Below are 15,673 nucleotides of genomic sequence, written 5' to 3' on the forward strand. Positions count from 1 at the left end.
ATCTGATGTTCTAAACTTTAGCGCTGTGACAGGTGTACCCGGGAATCTCTCTGTATCAATTTGAAGAGGCCTAGTGATCAGTGACATCCAAGCTTCGGTTTGCGCTTTAAGCAAAGGAATTGCGGAATTGTGAATAACCTCGTCTTCCTTAAGTCGTGCACCTCCTAGCACATCCAAAACTTGCGCACAAAACTGCCCGCTTACTCCAACCTCGAGCATGTCTGGTGGAAGCGCAGCTGTTCCATGCGTTATTCGCGGACCCAGACGCTCTGCTTGGAGATACTGAAATGCTCTAGGCTTGTCGAGAAAAGCAGTTTGTTTATCGGGGCTGACCACGTTAGCATAAAGCGACGTCTCTTCTGCCGAGAAACTCCAAGTATTAACTTCGCTCGAACCTGAGTTAACACTCACGGTAAATGTGTTCATAGTCTCGTGATTGAGCACATCTCCAAACTCCCCAAGCTCAAGCCCAAAAGGTCCATTTAATTCAATTACTCCGTCACCGCGAACCAGAGCTTCTCTGGCCAGCAGTAGGGAATGTATGACCGACGTCTTGCCTGCACCATTTGTGCCCGCAAGTATTGTCAGAGGACTGAGCTCAAATCTTTGCGATACAAATCTTTTGAACCCTACCACTTCCAAACTAGTTATCATTTAGTATTCTCTCAAGCATTTTCTTTGGCATCTCAAGTCTTCTCTGGATCTTCAAAACATCCCCAGTACCCGATTTAACTGCAGAGTCATAAGCCGGCGTATTGAAAAGTTCTAAAAAGCCCTCAAAAATTTCTTCCTTGTGCGAGTCTATGTCGTCCATTTCATAATCAGCTAGCGCTAAAGCTTGAGACTCAAATATTGCTCTATTAATTGGCCCCCTGCGGTCACTGGCATACTGATAGCGACGGAAAGCTAAGCCCCCAAGTATCTCGCAACAGTTGTACATTGCCCTATCAAAATCAGCAATAATCTCATCATACTCGTCTGTGTCCGCAAGAATTTTGTCTAAATGCCTTGTAAATTCCAGCAGATAAGAATCTAAGCTTGCGTATTGACTATACTTATCCACAGAGAAATTACGGAAAGCACAGAATCGCAATGCCATCTCTCGATCAGACATCCTACGATCATCTCTACAGGATTCTCCATCCGGACCATTTTTCCAAAACGCATAACCAGTAGCCATATCGAAGCTTTCGAGCTCGACCAAATCTGTAAGAAGCTTTCTCGACAGCTCCTTGCTCATGCAATGCCGGATCTCTTGCGCACTTAGTGGAGTACCACCTGTATTTACTCTGTTGAAAATATCATACTTCACTTCATCCGGAGTTTGTGGCTCAATGACGTGAGCCACTATCTGAGTACCCGCAAACCTCCGTTTAGTACCCGGATCCAGAGTGGAGTAGGAAAGCCCCTGTAGCGGCTTGAGGTACTCCATGTGCTCTTCTTCTAAGCTGATTTTATCGGACATAAATAAGCTAATGGTTGTAAGTCGCTGCACTCCATCAATAACTTGATGTGCACCAATTTCGTCTTGATTGAAATAGAAAGCCGGAAGCGGTATGCCGAGCAAAATCGACTCAATTAATCGGATTTGCTGACGATTTTTCCATATAAAGCTTCTTTGAAAATCTGGCGCCAGATCTAAATCGCCCTCATTTATCTGGGTATATATCTCTCGAACTGTGAAGTTTTTCGTAGTGATCCGGATATCTTTTGGATCCCAAGGACGAAGACTTAGCTCCTCGCCTTCTACGTCTTCCTCCTCAATCGCTTGATTAGCTTTTTCACCTACCAATTTAAGACCTCCAATAAACCAAAAATTAAGATACGAGAAATCGTCAAGCAGTTACAAACTTACGCTATATACGGCACACTATATATGCCTAGTTTAAACGCTCATCGTTCACATATAAATCTAATCATACCAATAATATTGACATTTCGATTTAATCACGACCTTTACTTAATCTAGCCATTCAAAGATAGCTTCATCCGTCCCCATGCCCAAAAATCGCGAACCCGAATATGACAGCTTCTCGCAAACGCTTAATGCTCTGCGGAAAACCGTCTTGGCTAAGCGGCTTGCAAACTCAGTCTCAGCATCCGGCAGCTAGACCTCTGTCCTCTAATCATAGCAGTCCCATCCCTCACCTGAGGCTATGGCGTCGACCTATGTCTCTCAAGGGGACTCCACGTTGTGGTGAGTCTACTTCGATAGTCCCAGATGGCAAAGCCTGCTGGTAGAAGGTATTGGGTAGCAGAGGGACACAAAGCGTTGAACCAGAATTTGAGCGACGCTACTGCCAATCCCGCCCAAGTCCGAGGCGTTGACCACGAACACGCGCTGCGGCTCGTTGCTGGCCGCTGCCGGTTCGTCATCCCTTGCGCCCAGCACCTGGCCCAAGGCGCCCAGCCCAACATCCACCAGCTTGTTGCCTGTTTTGGGCATCTGGATGGCGGCCGCAGGCTTGAGGCTTGCGCGACCGGCGCCGCGCTCCATGACACGGCCACGGGTCAGGTTGAGCAAGCCCCGGCCGATCTTGAAGGCGCTGGCCGCTGTGCGCAGGCCCAGGAATGCGGCCGTGATGGCGGCAATGCCCAGGACCACCGGCTGCGCACCGTCTGACAGCTTGGTAATGCCCCTGGCCACCTTGGTCAGGCCCTTGGCGGCACCGTCAGTGACCGGCCGAATCGCGTCCCCAATGCTGCGCATCGAGTCGTCGACCGCCTGCCCCAGTTCGGCCCATTGCTGCGCCGAGGTCTCGCGCCGCTCGGCCAAGTTCTTGTCGAGGATCCCGGAGGCCTTCTTGGAGTCGGCCTTGAGTTCTTCGTAAAGTCCGCGGTTCTGCCCGTAGGCGGTGAGCGCGGCCTTGACCTGCATGTCGGCAAAGATATCGCCAGTACGCAGGGTCTTTTCCAGTGCCTCGAGCGCGGCCTTGGCCTTCTCCGGGTCGGCCTCCTTGTCGATGTTAGCCTTGGCCTCTTCGATCTTCTTGGCCTTGGCAGGATCGGTCGCCTGGACGTACTTCATGGCCAGGGCCATGGACGCCTCGATAACGTTCATGCCCTTCTGCAGGCCCGTGTTCAGCGAGGCCTGATAGTCGATGCCGGCGTCCTTGTAGGCCTTGACCACGTCGCCGGCGCCTAACTTCTCCATCCAGTTCTTGAAGTTGTTGGCCGCTTCATCCGAGCTGCCGGCAGTCTTCATCTGCACCTGCAGCATCGAGCCGAGCGAGGTCACCGCATCCAGCCCGGTGATCCCGTTCTTCTCCATGCCGGCGAGCAGCTGCGGGAACCACTTGGCCATGTCGCTGGCTTCGAAGCTGCCCGCCTGACCTTGGTAGGCGATCGCCTCCAGGGCCTGCTGCATGACCCTGGGGTCGCTGATCTTGGCATTCTGCTCGAGCGCCTGAATCATCGACGCCGTGTCGACCCCGGAAGCGCCCTGCCCGATCGCGAACGTGGCCGCGACTGGGGCATACGACAGCGCCTTGTCCAGCTCCATGCCGGCGCCGACCAGCTGGTTGACCAGGTCGGCCACGTCGTTGCGCGACATGCCGGTATCGCTGGCCGTGTCGATCACCGTCCGATTCAGCTGGGCCTCGCCTGGCTGATTGACGATATCGGCCTTGATTGGCCTGCACACGCGGGCCAGACGGGAAACCAACCAAGGAGTAGGACCATGCTGATACTGACCCGCAAGACGGGCGAAACCATCGTGATCAACGAGAACATTCGAGTGACCGTTCTGGCCGTCAAAGGCAACCAAGTGCGGATCGGTATTGAGGCACCAGAGGACGTGCCAGTGCACCGCCATGAGGTCCAAGAGCGGATCAAGGCTGAAGCTGAGGCCGCCGTCTGACCGAACAACCAGCGTCACGGCAGCCTGCCGTTAACTGCCTGATGCCCTGCTACCGGTGCATCGGTGGAGCAACTGGCTTCATAACTCGACCAGCTTCGCCAGGAGCATGAGAGGCTGGGTGGTCCTTCATCAGTTGATCCACCGATGCACCCCGCGTCCCCTTCCCTTCACATACGACTGCATTGGCAGGCGCCTCCGGCTGCGCGTGGGTTTGGTCACCCGCCCTGGCGCCTGACCAATGCGGTCCCTCGAGACAGATTATGGAAACGATCACCTGCGGTACATGGACTGGCCAGCTCGGCGATGCCCTGGCGCCACGTGAACTCGAAGCTTTGCTGTGGGTTGCCCAAGGCCTCACCACGAAAGAGATCGCCCGCCAGATGGGCACCACTCCCGGTACCGCTGCCAACCGTGTGAAGCTGGCCCTGTTCAAGATGCAGGTCAGCCGGCGCGTCGAGGCCGTCACCAAGGCCATGAGCCGCCAGATCATCAGCCCCCTGTGCATCGTGCTGGCCAGCCTCATCGCGCTGCACGCCGCCATCGACGCCGGCGACCCCATGCGCCGCGACCGCCGCGTGCCAGAGCGCCGCACCGCCCAAGTTCGAATCGTTCGCAAGGCCGAGGCCTTCGAGCTTCACGTCTGACCGAGGATCCCACTATGCCAACAGCAACGAGTCGCGCCTTCGCTCTAGGCGTTCCACAGCTCGAGGCGCTGCTGGCCCGCACCAGCCTCGGCCGGCGAGAGGCCCAGGTCCGCGTCCAAGTCACTGCGCCACGCTATCAGGCCATGAGCCGCGGCAAGATCTGGGAAGTGGTCGACCTCCATACCGGCGCCGTCATGGGCATGGCCTACCGCTACGACACCGCCTGATGTTCGTCGATGCGATGGAGGCAGCTGCCCGGGGCAAGCTGGTCGGAAAGCAATGAGCAAGGAGTCTCCCCGCGCAATACAGACAGGTTAAATTTACATATTAACCTAATATAAAAATTTTATCTAAATTGCGAGAAATTATAAGCAAGCTCTGTTTATACGTAAAGATCAAAAAACACAAAACAATGCCAAATTGATCTTGAGAGAAGAGGCTCGTACTGATTTTAAACAATTTCCCAAGACCAAGACTCACTTACTTTTCTGAGCTTACCACTCTGAGCATCCAATTCCAAAACCATCAGATCCATTGAAGGATAGTCAGGATGCCACACTCCTTGCGGAAGGATCAAAATACCACTCACCCTCTTACCCTTACCTGCCATTTCTAGCAACAGAGTATATTTTGAAACCAGCTCCTTGAGTTTTAATTGATTTTTGACCAATGACGGAGCACTGCGGGAATTAGTTACCTCTACAACATAATCCACAATAGTAGTGCTCAGTATTGCGTCAACCTCAAGTTCAAAACCTCTTGCGGAAAACCGCATATTTTCCTGTAAAGAAGCATTTTTGAATCGCTTAGAATAGATTTTTAATGCATCCAAAGCTTGCTTTTCAAACTTCAAGATCTCTTTGGCCCTTGATGCAATAGTTGTCGGAAAGCCTTTTGAAATATCATCTTGGAGGCTTGCCTTGGCATTACTAAACTGTTCAGTATTTGATTTTTTTTGCCCGCCATCCAAATCTTGCTCAGCAGCACTTGAACCTTTTGAAGCTTTAGACTGATCATCTTTCGCTTTCACACTATTTTCAGTATGCAAACTTTCTTCTTGTGCATTTATAGCCTCTAAGATAGCCTTTTGCTCGGATTGCTCAGGAGTGGAGTGCTTGGTTAGATAATCCCAATATTTATCACGGTTTGTAAACATTGCGGCCAGCTTTTCCAGAAATTGGAGCTCAGTCACAAGAGTCGCAACAATAAATATTGAAAGTGCATAAGTCCAAACGTTATTGGATGCAAAAGCTAACGATAAAACCAGCCCACTCCCAATAAGCTTAATCTTTGAAGAGCCATCTGATATTATTGAGTAGACCACCATCCAAGCTAGCCCGGTAAACCCAAAAATTTGCGCAAGTATCGGCGCAGCATGTGTTATATCACTAAAAAGCTCAGCGCTTTTTATGTTTTCAAGCAAATGAAATATATATAAAAAAGCCCCAAGCGCTAACATGCCAGCCAAAAACCCTTTAAAAATCCCTTTCACACTTCACCTCTACATGCGTGGAAGCAGTATAATTTATGCTGCGCGCCCCAGAACACACATAAAACTATATTTATTAGAAAATTGCTATCGACTTCCAAAGATTGCTGAATGTCTTATTTGGCGCGACCATTATACTGCGCAATGGCGATTAATGCCTTTCTTAGAAAATTTTATAACACATACCTACTCCTATGCCTGAGTCTATCTAGGATAACAGAAAACGAGAAGGTGCGCAGATCCTTACAGGGCTAATTGACAACGCACAAGCCATTATCTGAACGAGAAACTTCCCAAGCATCTGTATTGGAGGAGATCTTGTAATTATTCTCACTACCGCAAATTCTTAATAGATAGCGACCAGATACCGCGCTTATTAATAGCGCAGCTTTACCGTCGTCTGAAATCGCATAAGGAAAGCGAGAATTCATTTTCAGCGTAGAAAAGTTTTCCCCACCTAAAACATGATAAGCGCTTCCCACAGAGCATACTAGATAAACCCCAATAATCGCAGGCACATATTTGTAGGTCTTCTCCCTTATTGATTCTTTGATCAATGCAGCCGCCCACACCCCAAACAAAGAGCAGCTTACAGAATAAACCACATAGTCAGTGACAATGTAACTTAAAGAGACACCAAGAAATTTTGATACGCCGACAAAAATCGCCACCCCCAGGAGGATCCAGCCTACAATTCTACGACCGTTATAGTCAAGATCCACAGAGCTTTCAAATGAAAAGAAAAAAACACTCCCCACCAAAAAAACAATTGCAACGTCCATTGATCCCTTAAAAACAAAATCCTGAAAATTATGAAAGGAAATAGCCCACTCACAGCCAAGCGACTGATACAACATATAGAACTTAAAGAACCCGGTTGCGCATGCCAGCAAAGCAAACACGCCCAGCCCACCTGCCATCTGCGTCGAAAGATTTAGGAAATCAATCTGCTTATTCTTATTTCTCAACTTATAAATCCCTTAGCCTGAAAAAATCTATAAATGAACTACGGTGCATTCATGATCGAAAACTTACCCTGATCGAAATGGAAGGCATGCTGAAGGACCGCTCGAAGCCCTGCGATATACGCTGCGACGAATCTATTGCTCAGTACCTGCACCGCGGGATCCAGGCTTTGGTTACTGAACGCAATAACCTCCGTGAAGACCGCAACGGCCTGCTTAAGGCTGGCGGCCATGCACTGTGACCTACCTCCACAATTGAAGCTATACAATTATGACCTGCCGCCGCCAACGGCGTGGAGACGACAATGAACACCAATTTCCTGCTGGTGGCCCAATACGGTGGCCAGGCAATCATCCCACTTGAGCGCGTGTGCCTCGACTATTTCAGCCATCTGACCCCAGAGAAAATGAAAGCTAAGGTCGCAAAAGGCGAGATCAACCTGCCACTGGTCTGCATGGAGGCCAGCTAGAAGTCAGCCCGGGGCGTACACCTGAATGACTTGGCTGCCTACCTCGACGCACAGCATGCCAAGGCCAAGACCGAGCACGACAAACTCATGGGTCGCGGTCTTCGACGCGTCTCTTGATCCTCTTCCGGGTCTCGATCACGGGGCCCGCTATCACCCTGTCGATCCACCCCCACCCCGTGTACGGATCGCCATTCCCCCGCAGGTGCATATAGCGCCGCATCGAGTTCCAATCCCGGTGACGGGAAACAGAGGCCACCTTCGGGATATCCCACCCCATTTCGAAAAGCCGGCTCACGCCATCATGACGTAGGTCGTGAAAATGCAGGTCGTCGATCTCTAGAAAATTGCATGCCCTGGTGAACGAGGCCGATATCGACTTCGAGTTGTACGGAAAAACCTCGCTGGCTACACGCGGCATCGACTGCAGGATGCGCCAGGCTTCGTCCGGCAAATGGCACCACACGTCATTCCCGTACTTCTGCCCGGGGTTCTTCATGTCGGTGATGAGGGCTGACCGGTCTTTGTCGTTGAGCGAATCCCAGCGTATGCGTGTGATCTCCTCCTGCCGCCGGGTAGAGAAGAGCGCGAATAGCACCACACGAAGCATATCGATCTCCTGCTTGCGGCGATCGCGCATCTCGTCAAAGTACGCTAGCAGGCGCTCAAGCTCGTCCAAAGTCGGCCGTCGGTTTCGCTCGCGGCTTTTGCTAACCGCGCCCATCTTCCTCAGCACCTTCCGGGCGTCGGGCATAGCGTGCGGATCAACTTCATAGCCCCAGGCCGGCCGCGCAACGGAGAGGACCGCGCCCAGGTGCGCCAAGTCGTTGCCTACAGTCTGTGCCTGAATGCCGCTGTTCTCCATTCGCCACATGGCGTACTCGACCAGCTTCTGGCTGGTTAGGTCTGTGTCCGCAACCTCGCCCAGCCAGGTTTCCTTAATGGCGTTCAGGGTAGCGCGTTTCGTTTTACCCAATGGGCGCAACTTCTCGTACTGATCCAGGTAACGGTCGACCATGTGCTGACCGTGATGCCGCCGCGGTTCGCCTTGTCGATCGCGCCTGGCTCATATAGCTCGGCCTCGCGCTTCCTGAGCCAGGCCTGCGCTGTAGCCTTGCGATCGACGTCTGGCTTTCCTGATAGACTGACTGACCCTTCTTCATGATCCGGATCTGCGCGGTATACGCTGCAGACCCATCCTTGCGCTTCCGAAGCGTGATGGTTCCCATTGGTTTTGCTACACGGCTGCTATGAGTTACTACGTTGTAACAACGATAGACGGCAAATAAGCAAAAATGACGGGAAACGGTAGCAAACGAGAGAATCGAAAATGCCCCCTGAAACCCTAGAAAACAAGGCCTCTCCAGTAGATTCAGTAATGAGGCGGTTTTCTGTTGCGCCGATGATGGACTGGACCGACCGCCACTGCCGGTTCTTCCTGCGCCTGCTCTCCCGCCACACCCTGCTCTACACCGAAATGGTCACCACCGGCGCCCTGCTCCACGGCGATGCTGCGCGCTTCCTGCGCCATGACGCCACCGAGCACCCGCTGGCCCTGCAACTGGGCGGCAGCAACCCCGCCGACCTGGCCGCCTGCGCGCGCCTGGCCGAGGCGGCCGGTTACGACGAGGTGAACCTCAACGTCGGCTGCCCGAGCGATCGGGTGCAGAACAACATGATCGGCGCCTGCCTGATGGGGCATCCGGCGCTGGTGGCCGAGTGCGTCACGGCGATGCGCGAGGCGGTGCAGATCCCGGTGACGGTCAAGCACCGCATCGGCATCAATGGGCGCGACAGCTATGCCGAGCTGTGTGACTTCATCGGTCAGGTGCGGGACGCGGGGTGCCGGAGTTTCACGGTGCATGCGCGGATCGCGATTCTCGAGGGGCTGTCACCGAAGGAGAACCGGGACATTCCGCCGCTGCGCTATGACGTGGCGGCGCAGGTGAAGGCGGACTTCCCAGAACTGGAGATCGTGCTCAACGGGGGGATCAAGACGCTGGCGGAATGCGAGGCGCACCTGCAGACCTTCGATGGCGTGATGCTGGGGCGGGAGGCGTATCACAACCCGTACCTGCTGGCGGAGGTGGATCAGCGGCTGTTCGGCAGCGAGGCGCCGGTGGTGAGCCGGAGCGAAGTGCTGGCGCGGTTGCGACCTTATATCGTGGCGCACCTGGCCGAAGGTGGAGCGATGCATCATGTGACGCGGCATATCCTGGGGTTGGGGCAAGGGTTCCCGGGGGCACGGCGGTTCCGGCAGTTGCTGTCGGCGGATATTCACAAGAGTGATGATCCTTTGGGGGTGTTCGATCGGGCGGCTGAGTTGATGGTGGGGCGGTAGGGCTGGATGGGTGGTGCTGGGCGGGTGTGGTGAGCATTGGGAGATGAGTGGCTGACTTGTGGGCCCTGCGGGCCCAATCGCGGCACAGGGGCCGCTCCCACAGGTGACCGCGATAGCCTGCAACCCCGCGTTGGGGCTACGGGTATAGGAGCGGCCCCCGCCGGGGCGCCGGACCGGCCGCGATGGGCCGCAAAGCGGCCCTAAAATCGATTAGCAATAAAGCTTCGGATCCTGCCAGCTATCGTCAGTTCTCTGCGCGACAACGCGGCGCCAAGGCGGCGGGCGGACTCTCCGATTGCCTGCACCACTGCGGCAGGTGGAAGCATGCTTGCCCGCGATGGCGGTGGCCGCTTCACCGCGTCGACGACAGGTTCGACGCGGGCCTGCCAACCCTGGAAAGGAGGCACAGGCCCGATGGCGGGCACGCCACCCGCCCTACCCCGGCAATTTCATCTATCCTTCAGGCTCTTCGCGAACCTTGAGTGCTTGCCCGGGGTCCGTTAATGTCGAGCCATTGCACAGGACAGAGCACGCCCATGACTTCCAAGCTGGAACAACTCAAGCAGTTCACCACCGTCGTCGCGGACACCGGCGACATCGAGGCGATCCGCCGGCTCAAGCCGGTCGATGCCACCACCAACCCGTCCCTGCTGCTCAAGGCCGCTGCACTCACCGGGTATGGCGAAGTGCTGGAGAAGATCCGCGCCGAGCACAAGGGCAACGTGGACCAGGCCTGCGATCAGTTCGCCGTCGCCGTGGGGTCGGGCATCCTCAAGGAAATCCCGGGCCGCATCTCCACCGAGGTGGATGCTCGCCTGTCGTTCGATCAGGACAAGCTGCTGGCCAAGGCGCGCAACCTGATTTCGCTGTACGACAAGGCCGGCGTCGGTCGTGATCGGGTGCTGATCAAGCTCGCCTCCACCTGGGAGGGCATCCGCGCCGCGGAAGTGCTCGAGAAGGAAGGCATCCAGACCAACCTGACGCTGCTGTTCTCCTACGCTCAGGCTCAGGCCTGCGCCGACGCTGGTGTGTTCCTGATCTCGCCGTTCGTGGGCCGGATCTACGACTGGTACAAGAAGAGCACCGGCCAGGAATACAGCGCCGCCGAAGACCCGGGCGTGCTGTCGGTGACGCGTATCTACAACTACTACAAGGCCAATGGCTACGATACCGTGGTCATGGGTGCGAGCTTCCGCAACGTCGGCCAGATCGAGCAACTGGCTGGTTGCGACCGTCTGACCATCAGCCCGGAGCTGCTGGAAAAGTTGGGCCAGGACGAAGGCGACCTGCCGCGCATCCTGCAACCGGGCAACGCCAGCGAAGCCAAGCGCATGCTGAACGAGGCGCAGTTCCGCTGGGACATGAACGAGGACGCCATGGCCACCGAGAAGCTGGCCGAAGGCATCCGCCAGTTCGCCCGCGACCAGGAGAAGCTCGAGGCCGTGATGGCTGGCAAGGCGTGAGCCTGAATGGCTGACACGTGTCACGCTGCAGAGGGCTGCCAGACAGCCCTTTGCAGCTGCCTGACCGATTGAACACCGTCCCTTCAGAAATGATCTGACACACATGCCGGTTGCCAGACGCGCGAGGGATGACCAGCATGCTCGCCCGATCGTGCGCTCCAGCGCGAGCCAACGTCCGCCCATGGCCTGACGTTCGCGTCTTTTCCTGACCCCCGCTCTCTCTCTTCGCTGAGTATCCGATGCCGTTGACCACCGCCCCGCTCCCCCTCGTGCTCGCCGGCCCCCTCCTGCGTCGCCTGGAGGCGCAGCGCTTCGCCTTGTGGCTGGTCGGCACACAGCGTCTGACCCTGAACGTGACCGTGGACTGCGCTGACCATGAAGTCACCACCGAGTGTCAGGTGGTGCAGATCGGGCACGCGGCCTTCGTCCACCTGATCGACGTCCGCCTGGATGCACCACTGCCGGTGGATCAGGCGATCGGCTACGACGTGCTCATCGACACCGACGGCGGCCCGCTGGGCATGGCCGACTGGGCGCCGCACCTGCTCTATCCGGGGCGCCAACAGGCGGACTTCGTGCTGCGCGGGCGGCTCGACCAGGTCTTGCATGGCTCCTGCCGCAAGCCGCACCACCGGGCAGCGGATGGGCTGCTGTGCGCCGACCGCTTGCTGCTCGCGTGCGAGCGTGCCGAAGAACGCCCGGCCCTGCTGCTGATGACCGGCGATCAGATCTACGCCGACGATGTGGCCGGCCCCATGCTGCGGGCCATTCACCGGCTGATCGAGCGCTTGGAGCTGTTCGACGAGCCCTTGGCGGGCGCGGTGGTGGATGACAGCCAGGCGCTGTACGCCCATGGCGCCTGCTACTACCAGCGCGCCGACCTGCTGCCGGCACTGGAGGCCAACGAAGGCCTGCGCCGACGCTTCTTCGGCGGCACGCGCAAACCGATCTTCACCAGCAGCAACGCCGACAATCACCTGGTGACCTTCGCCGAGGTCATGGCCATGTACCTGCTGGTCTGGTCGCCGGTCTGCTGGCGCCTGGTGCGCATGACGCAGCCGTCGGGCCTGAACGCCAAGCAGCAGGCGCGCTACGCCCAGGAATTGCCTTGGGTGGAGGCGTTCACCGAGGGTCTGGAGGGGGTGGCCCGGGCACTGGCGCACCTGCCCAGCCTGATGATCTTCGACGACCATGACATCACCGATGACTGGAACCTGTCGGCGCAGTGGGAAGCGTCGGTCTACGGGCATCCGTTCTCGCGGCGCATCGTCGGCAATGCGCTGATTGGCTATCTGCTCTGCCAGGGCTGGGGCAATGCCCCGGCGCGCTGTCGCCCGTTGATCGACGCCTGCCAGGCGATGACGATGCAAGCAGCGGACGGCTGGCTGACCCGCGACGCCCAGGACGGCCTGATCGATCAGCTGCTGGCCTTCCAGGGCTGGCAGTTCGAGGTGGCCAGCGAGCCGCCGCTGGTGGTACTCGACACTCGCACACGGCGCTGGCGTAGCGAACGCAGCCTGAAGAAACCCTCCGGGCTGCTGGACTGGGAAGCCCTGAGCGAACTGCAGCAGGCGTTGCTCGACCACCGCTCGGCGGTCATCGTCTCGCCGGCGCCGGTCTTCGGCGTCAAGCTGATCGAGACGGTGCAGCGGATCGTCAGCGGGTTGGGCTTCCCGCTGCTGGTGGATGCGGAAAACTGGATGGCGCACCGGGGCGCGGCCCAGGTGGTGCTGAACATCTTCCGTCACTCGCGCACGCCGGGGCACTACGTGATCCTCTCGGGCGACGTGCACTACTCGTTCGTCTACGAAGTGCTGATCCGAAACCGCCAGCACAGACCGCACCTCTGGCAGATCACCAGCAGCGGCATCAAGAACGAATTCCCCCGGCGCCTGCTGAAGGTGTTCGACCGGCTCAACCGGTGGCTGTACGCGCCACGCTCGCCCCTCAACGGCTTCACCAAACGCCGTCGCATGGAGGTGATCCCACGCACGCCAGACCGCAGCCAGGCGGGCGAGCGGCTGTGGAACGGTGCGGGGTTGGGGCAGGTGTTCTTCGATGCCGAGGGGCGGCCGACGCGGATCCTGCAGCTCAACGCGGACGGCACGCCCGCGACCGAGTTTCCACCCAAGGCCTAGTCGGCCAGGCGGTCAGGTACGCTCGAGGGCGTTGACCAGGTCGCGGAAGGCTTCGCGGTTGGAGTCGTTCAGGCCCATCAGGATGCGGTGCGCCTCGAGCACCTTGGACCGCACCACGTCTTCGTTCTGGTCCTGGGACGGCAGGTCGCTCAGACAGTCCGGGCACGGGATCGGCCGGTCGACGATGTTGAACACCTGCTCGAAACCCATCGACTGCAGCAACCGGGAAATGTCCGGGTTGGTGGTGACCACGGTGGGCAGCAGCCCGACTTTCTGACGCGACAGGATCGACAACTTGGCCAGCAGGCCGAGCGTGGTGCTGTCGATGCTCTCGGCTTCGGTCAGGTCGATGACGATGGCCGAGAAGTTGAGGGCACTGAAGATCTTGTCGATCGTCGCATCCAACGCCGAACACAGGGTCAGGCGCACTTCACCGACGAATTTCAGCACGAAGGTGCCGCACTGCTCGGCGAACTGGATTCTACCGGTACTCATTGAAGGTTCCTGCTCAACACCATTAGGGCGATATCATCCGGCATCTCCCCAAGCGTAGCCAAATTGAAACGTCGACGCAGCCCATCCAGGCTGCCTCCCGCCTCCTTGACGATCTCCGGCAGCGACGCCTCTTTGTCTTTGAGGGTCGCGCCCGGCAAAAGGTCCAGGATGCCATCGGACATCAGGCTCAGGCTGAACTGACCGGGCAAGGTCATTTCATGATCCTGATAGGTCGCCTCTTCGAACAGCCCCACGGGCAAGCCTCGGCCCTGGAGGTAGCAGGCCTGGTCCGGGGTGTGCAGCACCGGCAGCGGCAGGTGCCCGCCGACGGCGTAGGTCAGCACGTTGGTGTGCTCGTCGATCACGCCGCCGACCATGGTCACGTGCTTGCCCAGCTTGCAGTTGATCAGCCCACGGTTGATGTGCGACAGCACTTCCGACGGCTTGAACTCGCGCAAGTGGCCCCCGCTGCGCTTGAATTCGAACAGCAGGCGGGTGGTCATGAACTTCAGCAGCACGGTGACGAAGGCCGACGAGGCGCCATGGCCGGACACGTCGGCCAGGTAGAAGGCGATGCGCCGATCGTCCACCCGGAAGTAGTCGACGAAATCACCCGACAGGTACAGCGACGGGATGATCTGGTGATCGAACGAGAAGCCACCGGCGAACCACGGGCTTTCAGGCAGCATGTTCATCTGCACCTGACGACCGGCGGTCTGGTCTTCCTGCAACAGGTGCAGGCTGGCCTCCAGTTCACGGTTGGCGGTCTCGAGCTTTTCCCGGTAGCGCTGGTTCTCGAGCAACAGCCGCGAGCGGTCGAGCACACGACGGACCGAGTGCTCCAGGACCGCCAGGTCCTGCAGGGGCTTGATCAGGTAGTCGGCCGCACCCAGGCGCAGCGCATCGACCGCGTCGCTCATGACCCCGGCGCCAGACACCACGATCACCGGCAACTGCGGTGCGCGTTCGCTGATGCGGCGGATCAGTTCCAGGCCACCCATCTGCGGCATGCGCAGGTCGCAGATCACAAGGTCGGGCGCGTGCTGCTCGAACACGTCCAGGCCCTGCTGGCCGTTACAGGCCTGCAGCACGGCGAAACCACTGTCTTCCAGGTAGGCGGCGAGGCTTGCACGGACCACGTCGTCGTCATCGATGATCAGCAACGTTGCACTGGTGTTCGGCATGTGGGCAAACGGCGCCAGAAATAGGTTGGCGTAGCGACGTCGACAAACACGACGAACGGCTACTGGAATTCTCTCTGGCACGCTTCTATTGGGGATGGACCCTGACGGTCGACCCGGCAAAAGGCAGAGGTGCCCTGTAAGGCGCTGACGGTACTCCCATCCGCAGGGCGTTTCAAGCACGACAGGCCATTGGGCGGGTGCGCTTTACAGCGCAAATTGCCAGACGTTATAAGAACTTCATGTACAACAACCTGATGGAAGGATGTGAGCATGTCGACGGTATCCCAGGGTCACGAAGAGAAACGCGATTTCATCCGTATGCGCATCGACAGCCAGGCCAGCCTGCTGCACGCCGGTGAGGTGGTCTCGGCAGTGTGCATCGACCTGTCCGCCAGCGGCCTGCAAGTGCAGGCACCCCGGCGCTTTGCCGTCGGCGATCAGGTGGACGTGAGCATCGAATCCGAACACGCCTCGCTCAGTGGCCTGCAGGCCAGCGCGGAGGTGGTCTGGGTGGCGGATGAAGGGGCTGGCGAACAAAGGGTGGGGTTGAAGATCGTGGCGATGCATTGAGGCGAGCAGGTGAATGACGCGACCTGCAACAGCCTGCGGCTTCCCGTGTGAGTGACCT

Annotated in this window: 10 protein-coding genes and 4 pseudogenes; 8 read left to right on the forward strand and 6 right to left on the reverse strand. The window is 57.5% G+C overall.

Annotated elements, in window-relative coordinates; all coding sequences use genetic code 11:
• Positions 1–643 precede the first annotated feature (643 nt).
• Positions 644–1,807, reverse strand: a complete 1,164-nt coding sequence (locus tag APT63_13215; GenBank protein ID AMA46502.1) for a hypothetical protein — start codon at positions 1,805–1,807, stop codon at positions 644–646.
• Positions 1,808–2,290: 483 nt separating this feature from the next.
• A pseudogene (locus APT63_13220) lies at positions 2,291–3,631 on the reverse strand (phage tail protein).
• Between the two features lie 48 nt (positions 3,632–3,679).
• Here APT63_13220 and APT63_13225 point away from each other — a divergent pair.
• The 3 genes and pseudogenes from APT63_13225 (at position 3,680) to APT63_13235 (ending at position 4,786) form a co-directional block, all read left to right on the forward strand.
• The gene (locus APT63_13225) at positions 3,680–3,859 is read left to right on the forward strand and encodes a carbon storage regulator (protein ID AMA46503.1); all 180 of its coding nucleotides are present in this window, start codon (positions 3,680–3,682) and stop codon (positions 3,857–3,859) included.
• Positions 3,860–4,119: 260 nt separating this feature from the next.
• Positions 4,120–4,503, forward strand: coding sequence for a helix-turn-helix transcriptional regulator (locus tag APT63_13230; protein AMA46504.1), 384 nt, complete (start codon positions 4,120–4,122; stop codon positions 4,501–4,503).
• Positions 4,504–4,517: 14 nt separating this feature from the next.
• Positions 4,518–4,786, forward strand: a pseudogene (locus APT63_13235) (hypothetical protein).
• A 2,212-nt stretch (positions 4,787–6,998) separates the two neighbouring features.
• Here the strand turns inward: APT63_13235 and APT63_13240 are convergent.
• Complete coding sequence (locus APT63_13240) at positions 6,999–7,190, reverse strand: hypothetical protein (GenBank protein AMA46505.1); 192 nt, start codon at positions 7,188–7,190, stop codon at positions 6,999–7,001.
• A gap of 72 nt (positions 7,191–7,262) precedes the next feature.
• Here APT63_13240 and APT63_13245 point away from each other — a divergent pair.
• Positions 7,263–7,544 (forward strand): annotated as a pseudogene (locus APT63_13245) (Pyocin activator protein PrtN).
• Here APT63_13245 and APT63_13250 read toward each other — a convergent pair.
• Positions 7,513–8,653 (reverse strand): annotated as a pseudogene (locus APT63_13250) (integrase). The pseudogenes APT63_13245 and APT63_13250 overlap by 32 nt on opposite strands.
• 149 nt (positions 8,654–8,802) lie before the next feature.
• On the opposite strand from APT63_13250, the gene APT63_13255 reads away from it, so the two are divergent.
• The 3 genes from APT63_13255 (at position 8,803) to APT63_13265 (ending at position 13,366) form a co-directional block, all read left to right on the forward strand.
• Positions 8,803–9,765, forward strand: a complete 963-nt coding sequence (locus tag APT63_13255) for a tRNA dihydrouridine synthase DusA (GenBank protein AMA46506.1) — start codon at positions 8,803–8,805, stop codon at positions 9,763–9,765.
• A gap of 536 nt (positions 9,766–10,301) precedes the next feature.
• Positions 10,302–11,228, forward strand: a complete 927-nt coding sequence (locus APT63_13260; GenBank protein AMA46507.1) for a transaldolase — start codon at positions 10,302–10,304, stop codon at positions 11,226–11,228.
• 245 nt (positions 11,229–11,473) lie between these two features.
• Positions 11,474–13,366: a hypothetical protein gene (locus tag APT63_13265; GenBank protein ID AMA47898.1), complete on the forward strand. Its 1,893-nt coding sequence runs from the start codon at positions 11,474–11,476 to the stop codon at positions 13,364–13,366.
• A 12-nt stretch (positions 13,367–13,378) separates the two neighbouring features.
• On the opposite strand, the gene APT63_13270 is transcribed toward APT63_13265, so the two are convergent.
• On the reverse strand, positions 13,379–13,861 hold the full coding sequence (locus APT63_13270) for an anti-anti-sigma factor (GenBank protein ID AMA46508.1): 483 nt from the start codon (positions 13,859–13,861) through the stop codon (positions 13,379–13,381).
• Positions 13,858–15,045 carry a fused response regulator/phosphatase gene (locus tag APT63_13275; GenBank protein ID AMA46509.1) on the reverse strand — a complete coding sequence of 396 codons (1,188 nt, stop codon included), beginning with the start codon at positions 15,043–15,045 and terminating at the stop codon, positions 13,858–13,860. Before APT63_13275 ends, APT63_13270 begins: the two co-directional genes overlap by 4 nt.
• Before the next feature lie 270 nt (positions 15,046–15,315).
• On the opposite strand from APT63_13275, the gene APT63_13280 reads away from it, so the two are divergent.
• The gene (locus tag APT63_13280) at positions 15,316–15,615 is read left to right on the forward strand and encodes a pilus assembly protein (GenBank protein AMA46510.1); all 300 of its coding nucleotides are present in this window, start codon (positions 15,316–15,318) and stop codon (positions 15,613–15,615) included.
• The last annotated feature ends 58 nt before the right edge of the window (positions 15,616–15,673 follow it).

This window comes from Pseudomonas monteilii (genome assembly GCA_001534745.1).
Taxonomy (GTDB): domain Bacteria; phylum Pseudomonadota; class Gammaproteobacteria; order Pseudomonadales; family Pseudomonadaceae; genus Aquipseudomonas; species Aquipseudomonas alabamensis.

Bases quoted from the DNA above. Each gene is read 5' to 3' on its own strand.
- APT63_13225 (AMA46503.1), top strand. From the start codon at position 3,680: ATGCTGATACTGACCCGCAAGACGGGCGAAACCATCGTGATCAACGAG.
- APT63_13230 (AMA46504.1), top strand. From the start codon at position 4,120: ATGGAAACGATCACCTGCGGTACATGGACTGGCCAGCTCGGCGATGCC.
- APT63_13240 (AMA46505.1), bottom strand. From the start codon at position 7,190: ATGGCCGCCAGCCTTAAGCAGGCCGTTGCGGTCTTCACGGAGGTTATT.
- APT63_13255 (AMA46506.1), top strand. From the start codon at position 8,803: ATGAGGCGGTTTTCTGTTGCGCCGATGATGGACTGGACCGACCGCCAC.
- APT63_13260 (AMA46507.1), top strand. From the start codon at position 10,302: ATGACTTCCAAGCTGGAACAACTCAAGCAGTTCACCACCGTCGTCGCG.
- APT63_13270 (AMA46508.1), bottom strand. From the start codon at position 13,861: ATGAGTACCGGTAGAATCCAGTTCGCCGAGCAGTGCGGCACCTTCGTG.
- APT63_13275 (AMA46509.1), bottom strand. From the start codon at position 15,045: ATGCCGAACACCAGTGCAACGTTGCTGATCATCGATGACGACGACGTG.
- APT63_13280 (AMA46510.1), top strand. From the start codon at position 15,316: ATGTCGACGGTATCCCAGGGTCACGAAGAGAAACGCGATTTCATCCGT.